Origin of the sequence: Thermus sp., from assembly GCF_037444525.1 — a bacterium.
Lineage (GTDB): Bacteria > Deinococcota > Deinococci > Deinococcales > Thermaceae > Thermus.
This window is the reverse complement of the sequence record NZ_JBBIMD010000093.1, coordinates 1-5,323: the sequence shown is the minus strand read 5'-3', so window position 1 is coordinate 5,323 and position 5,323 is coordinate 1. Positions and strand designations below refer to the sequence as shown.

The following is a 5,323-nucleotide window of genomic DNA, read 5'->3' as shown; positions in this document are numbered from 1 at the left end:
AAGGGTTTTGCCGAGGTGCAGGAGGTGTTGGAAGGGATGCTTCGGGAAAGGTATGCCCCCCGTACACAGACGCTTACACATAAATCTTGACACGACCAGCCATGGTCCGGGCGGTGCTCTTTGACGTGGGCAACACCCTCATCCTGGCAAGCCCCCGCTTCTGGCTCCTGCCCTTCCTTGCCGAGCGAGGCCTTAAGCCCAAGGGGGATTTCCGGAAGGCGGCCCTCGAGGCCTTCCGCTTCTACGAGGCGCACCACCTAAGGGCGCGGGACCTAGAGGGGGCCCTTCTCCTGTGGCGGGCGTTCCATCGGAAGCTCCTCCTGGGGCTTGGGCTTGGGGAGGAGGTGGCGGAGGCCATTAGCCAGGAGCTCTTGGAAAACTGGAAGAGCCCCCGCCTCTGGCCCCTTGCCCCCGGGGCGGAGGCCACCTTGAGAACCCTAAGGGAACGGGGCTACCGGCTGGCGGTGGTCTCCAACTGGGACGCCACCCTGCCCGAGATCCTGGAGGTGGTGGGCCTAAGGCCTTTCTTCCACCACCTGGCGGTGAGCGCCCTCTCCGGGGTGGCCAAGCCCGACCCCGCCCTTTTCCAGGAGGCCCTCTCCGCCCTGGGGGTGGCCCCAGAGGAGGCGGTGCACGTGGGGGACTCGGAGGCGGACCTGAAGGGGGCGGAGGCCGCGGGGGTTAAGGCCCTCCTCTTTGACCCCTTGGGGGAAAACCCCAAAGCCCTCCACGCCCTTCCCCAGGTGCTAGACTACCTCCCATGAGCGTCCGCAAGGCCCTCTGGGGGGAGAAGCAGGAGGCCATAGAGGAGAGCCTGAAGGCGGCGGACGAGGACCTTTTCCGCTACATCCGCGACTTCGCCTATGAAGAGGTCCTGGCTCGCCCGGGCCTGGACCTGAAGACCCGGGAGCTTCTAGCCATCACCGCCCTCATCGCCCTGGGGAGCCCCAAGGAGCTCGCCACCCACCTGGAAGGGGCCCTCCGGGTGGGGGCCACGGAGCGGGAGGTGCGGGAGACCATCCTCCAGTCCGCCCTTTTCCTCGGTTTCCCCCGGGCCCTGGCGGCCATGCGCATGCTGGAGAAGGTCCTAAGGTCCCATGGTGCTCCTCACCCGCGGGAAGGATAGGGCCCTTTTGGCAAGGCTCCGCGCAGAGGGGATCCCCGCAGAGGAGGTGGCCCTTTTGGAGCAGGTGGACCTTCCTGGGCTTTTCCTCCTTCCGGAAAGGCTCATGGGGGCGGACTGGGTGGCCGTGACCTCCAAGGAGGGGGCGAGGCGCCTCCTTTTGGCCTGGGAAAGGGCGGGCCGCCCCCCCCTCAAGGTGGCGGCGGTGGGGGAGGGAACGGGGGAGGTCCTCAGGGTGGGGGGGCTTCCCCCCGCCTTCCTCCCCCCCCGGGCCACCGCGAGGGACCTGGCCCAGGCCTTCCCCGGGGCCCAAAGGGTCCTCTTCGTGGCGGGGGACCTGGCGGGGAAGGACCTGGAGGAGGGCCTTAGGGCGCGGGGGGTAGAGGTGGAGCGCCTTGCGGTCTACGCCACCCGGGAAAGGGCCTTGGGCCCGGAAGAGGTCGCCCTCCTGGAAGAAGCGGAGGTGGTGGCCCTCTTTAGCCCCAGCGGGGCCCGGGCCTACGCCCGCTGGACGGCAAGGCGCCCTAAAGCGGCCTGCATGGGCCCAAGCACCGCCCGGGAGGCTCTGGGGCTTGGCTTTCCCGTGGTGGAGGCGGAAACTCCGGGCCTCGAGGGGCTTTGCCGGGCCATCCTCAAGGCCTGGGGGGATAAGGAAAACCTCCCCTTTTCCCCGGGATAGATGTCCCGACCCCTTGGGGTAAACTGGGGGCAGGTATGCCGCTGCCCCTCTATCTGGTGGGCCTCTCCCACAAGACCGCCCCCCTGGAAATGCGGGAGCGGGCGGCCCTGGACCCAAAGGTGGCCCTCCCCGCAGCCCTAAGGCGGCTTGGCGTGGGGGTGGTGCTTTCCACCTGCAACCGCACGGAGGTCTACGGGGTGGGAGGCCTCGAGGCCGCCCGGGCCCTCCTCCTGGAGCGGGGGGTGGGGCCTGACCACCTCTACGAGAAGCGGGGGGTGGAGGCCCTGCACCACCTCTTCCGGGTGGCGGCAGGCCTGGACTCCCTGGTGGTGGGGGAGGCCCAGATCCTGGGCCAGGTGCGGGAGGCCCTCTTCCTCGCCCGAAAGCACGGGGCCACGGAGAGCCTTTTGGAAAAGGCCTTCCAGTCGGCCCTGGCCCTGGGGAAAAGGGCCCGGAGCGAGACGGCCATCGGCCATGGGGCGGTGAGCGTGGCCTACGCCGCCCTTGACCTGGCCCTTGCGGTCTACGGGGACCTTTCCGGCCTCAAGGTGACGGTGTTAGGCGCGGGGGAGATGGCGGAGCTCTTCCTCACCCACCTGAAAGCCCAGGGGGTGGGGGAGGTCCTGGTGGTGAACCGCACCCCGGAGAGGGCCCAGGCCCTGGCGGAGCGGGTGGGGGGCCGGGCCTTCGGCCTGGAGGCCCTGAAGGAGGTGCTGAAGGAGGCGGATCTGGTGGTGGCCTCCGCCGCCGCCCCCCACTACCTGGTCCACCCCGAGGACCTGCCCAGAAGGCGGAAGCCCCTTTTCCTCATAGACATCGCCCTGCCCCGGAACATCCACCCCGGGGTGGCCCGCCTGCCCCACGCCTACCTCTACAACCTGGACGACCTGGAGGGGGTAGTGCAGAAGAACCTCGAGGCCCGGAAAGGGGAGATCCCCAAGGTGGAAGCCCTCATTGAGAAGGCGGTGGGGGACTACCTGGAGTGGTACGCGGGCCACCGGGTGCGCACCGCCATTGAGGAGGTGCGCACCCGCATGCGGCGATGGGTGGAGGCAGAGATGCCGGAGGCCGATCCCCTCACCCTGCACAAGGAGGCGGGCCGGAGGGCCCACCCCCTCATCCTGAACCTGAAGCGGCAGGCCATCCGCCGCCTGGAAGGCCCCCCCTGCCCCCAAGCCTGCCCCCTCCTGGCTCTGAAATGACCCTCCTGAGCCTTTTGGCCTTCCTGGGGCTTGGCCTTTTGGGGCTGGGGTTCTTTTGGCCCCGGGGGGTGTGGCTGGGGGGTGGGGTTTATCTCCTCACCGCCCTCCTAGGGGCCCTGGCCCAAGGCCCCCTCACCAGCCCCGCCCAGGTGGCCCTCCTCCTTGGCGGGCTTCTCGCCCTGCGGGCGGGGACCCTCCTCCTGAGGCCTCGCCTGGCCCTCTTGCGCCGCTACCTTCTCCTTTTGGCCCTCCTCCTGGGCCTCTTCGCCCTAAGGGCCCTCCCCCACCCCGGGGGCCCCCTCCCCGTGGGCCTCACCCTGTTCCACGCAGGGGCCTTCCTGGTGGGCTACCTGACCCTGGCGGTGGGGGTGGGGGCGGGGGTGCTCTCTGCCCTCCAGGACCGCTACCTGCGCACCGCCCCCGAAAAAGCCCTGAACGCTCCTCCCCTTTGGAGCCTGAGGCGGCTGGAGCGGGCCTATGTGCGTGTGGGCTTCGTGGCCGTCACCCTGGGCCTGGGAAGCGGCATGGCCTGGGCCTTCGGCTACTTCGGCACGCCCCTAAGTCTAGACCCCAAGGAGCTTTCCGTCCTCCTGGGCTGGGTCTTCCTCGCCCTCTACCTGGCCCTGGAGGAGGGGTTTGGGGAGGGGGCGCGGGCCGGGCTTCTCCTCCTGGCCTACGCCGCGCTCCTCTTCGCCTTCCTGGGGGCGCCCTTCCTGGGCTCCCGCCACCCCTCGGGGCTGGGTTTTTAAAGTGTCAAGTTAGGGTTGACAGAATATAAACTTTGGGCTTACAATCCTCCTTGAAAGGAGGCGGGATGCTCGGTCCTTGGGGGCACCTAGAAGTGGGGAAGGCCCACCACAAAGCCCTTCTAGAGGAGGCAGGTGGCTAAAAGGCCCCGGAAGGCGAAGCTGGCCCGCCTCCTGGAAACTGCGGCCGCGGGGCTTTGGAGCGCAACGAGGCGGTGCATGGACGGTAGAAGGAGCTACCTAAACCGGGAGGGATGAGGATGGAAGAGAAACAGCGCGTTTTAGAGATGCTGCAGGCGGGGACGGTCAGCCTCGAGGAAGCCGAGGCCCTCCTCAAAGCGCTGGAAGAGAAGCCCAAGGGAGAGGCCCGCCTCCTTAGGGTGCGGATCCAGGCCACGGATGAGGGCAAGCCCGTGCGCATCCAGCTCAACCTGCCCCTGGCCCTGGCCCAGATGGTGGAAGCCTTTTTGCCCCAGGAGGCCAAGGCCAGGCTGAGGGAAAAGGGGGTGGACCTGCCCGCTATCCTGCAGGAGGTGCGGACCGGGGTTCCTGAGGGCAAGCTGGTGGAGGTGATGGCGGAAGAGGAGGGAAAGCCGGTGGAGATCCTGGTGGAGGTGGTTTGAGAGATCTCCGCCATTTTGAGGAAACCATGGCCTACCCTGGTGCCCGTTTTGTAAAAAGGCCCTACCCCCTGCGGCCCCGCTTCCTCGTCCTGGAGGTAGGGGGCCTGAGGCTCCCCCTGCCCTTGGGCCTCCTGGAGTGGGGCCTCCTTGCCCTCCTCTTCCTGGTCAAGACCTGGGCCCTCTTCCGGGGAAGACGGGTTGGGGTGCCCTGGCGGGCGGTCTTCGCCCTCCGGACCCTTCCCCCCACCCTTCTTTTGGAAGTCCACTTGGAAGGCAAGGAGGTGCGGCTTGAGCTCCTTTAGGCCCATGCCCGTGCGCTGCCCCGCCTGCGAAGGGCTCCTTGCGGTGAGGGTCCTCTTCTGCCCAGCCTGCGGCACGGAGGTGTCGGGCCGCTTCGCGCTTAGCGAGTTCGCCCTCCTTCCCAAGGAGCACCTGGAGTTCTTAAGGCTTTTCGTAAGGGCGCGGGGCAACCTCAAGGAGGTGGAGCGGGCCCTGGGGATCTCCTACCCCACGGTGCGGGCCCGGCTGGAGGCCCTCCTTAGGGCCTTGGGCTACGAGGAAGCGGAGGAGGCCCGGACCGGGCGCCTCGAGGTCCTGGAGGCGCTAAGGCGGGGGGAGATCACGGTGGAGGAGGCGGTGGCGCGGCTAAGGGAAGGGTGAGGCTGAAGGCCGTTCCCTTCCCCACCTCGCTTTCCACCCAGACCTCCCCCCCGTGGGCCTCGAGGATGGCCTTCACGATGGCAAGCCCAAGCCCCGATCCCCCCCGGGCCCGGTCCCGGGCCTTGTCCACCCGGTAGAAGCGCTCAAAGAGGTGGGGGAGGTGCTCCTCGGGGATACCCTCCCCGTCGTCCTCCACCCTTACCACCACCCGCCCCTCCACCCCAAAGCCCCTGAGCCACACCGTCTTGGCCCCCGCCTTGATGGCGTTGGTGAGGAGGTTGGCGAAGACC

At 68.3% G+C, this 5,323-nt stretch carries 9 protein-coding genes; 8 read left to right on the top strand and 1 reads right to left on the bottom strand.

Annotated elements, in window-relative coordinates; translation table 11 throughout:
* Positions 1-101 precede the first annotated feature (101 nt).
* The 8 genes from WKI94_RS11395 (at position 102) to WKI94_RS11360 (ending at position 5,033) form a co-directional block, all read left to right on the top strand.
* Complete coding sequence (locus tag WKI94_RS11395; RefSeq protein WP_337845848.1) at positions 102-764, top strand: HAD-IA family hydrolase; 663 nt, start codon at positions 102-104, stop codon at positions 762-764.
* Entirely contained in the window at positions 761-1,126 is a 366-nt protein-coding gene (locus WKI94_RS11390; protein WP_337845846.1) for a carboxymuconolactone decarboxylase family protein, read from the top strand. The genes WKI94_RS11395 and WKI94_RS11390 overlap by 4 nt, the downstream gene beginning before the upstream one ends.
* A complete protein-coding gene (locus tag WKI94_RS11385; RefSeq protein ID WP_337845845.1) occupies positions 1,098-1,802 on the top strand; it encodes a uroporphyrinogen-III synthase in 705 nt (234 codons plus the stop codon). Before WKI94_RS11390 ends, WKI94_RS11385 begins: the two co-directional genes overlap by 29 nt.
* Before the next feature lie 35 nt (positions 1,803-1,837).
* Entirely contained in the window at positions 1,838-3,004 is a 1,167-nt protein-coding gene (hemA, locus tag WKI94_RS11380) for a glutamyl-tRNA reductase (RefSeq protein ID WP_337845844.1), read from the top strand.
* Positions 3,001-3,753: a cytochrome c biogenesis protein CcsA gene (ccsA, locus tag WKI94_RS11375; protein WP_337845843.1), complete on the top strand. Its 753-nt coding sequence runs from the start codon at positions 3,001-3,003 to the stop codon at positions 3,751-3,753. Before hemA ends, ccsA begins: the two co-directional genes overlap by 4 nt.
* 257 nt (positions 3,754-4,010) lie before the next feature.
* Complete coding sequence (locus WKI94_RS11370) at positions 4,011-4,373, top strand: hypothetical protein (RefSeq protein WP_337845842.1); 363 nt, start codon at positions 4,011-4,013, stop codon at positions 4,371-4,373.
* A gap of 26 nt (positions 4,374-4,399) precedes the next feature.
* A complete protein-coding gene (locus WKI94_RS11365) occupies positions 4,400-4,675 on the top strand; it encodes a hypothetical protein (RefSeq protein ID WP_337845841.1) in 276 nt (91 codons plus the stop codon).
* A gap of 4 nt (positions 4,676-4,679) precedes the next feature.
* The gene (locus WKI94_RS11360) at positions 4,680-5,033 is read left to right on the top strand and encodes a DUF2089 domain-containing protein (protein ID WP_337845847.1); all 354 of its coding nucleotides are present in this window, start codon (positions 4,680-4,682) and stop codon (positions 5,031-5,033) included.
* On the opposite strand, the gene WKI94_RS11355 is transcribed toward WKI94_RS11360, so the two are convergent.
* On the bottom strand, positions 4,993-5,323 hold a 331-nt coding region (locus WKI94_RS11355; RefSeq protein WP_337845840.1), incomplete at its 5' end, for an ATP-binding protein. The genes WKI94_RS11360 and WKI94_RS11355 overlap by 41 nt on opposite strands.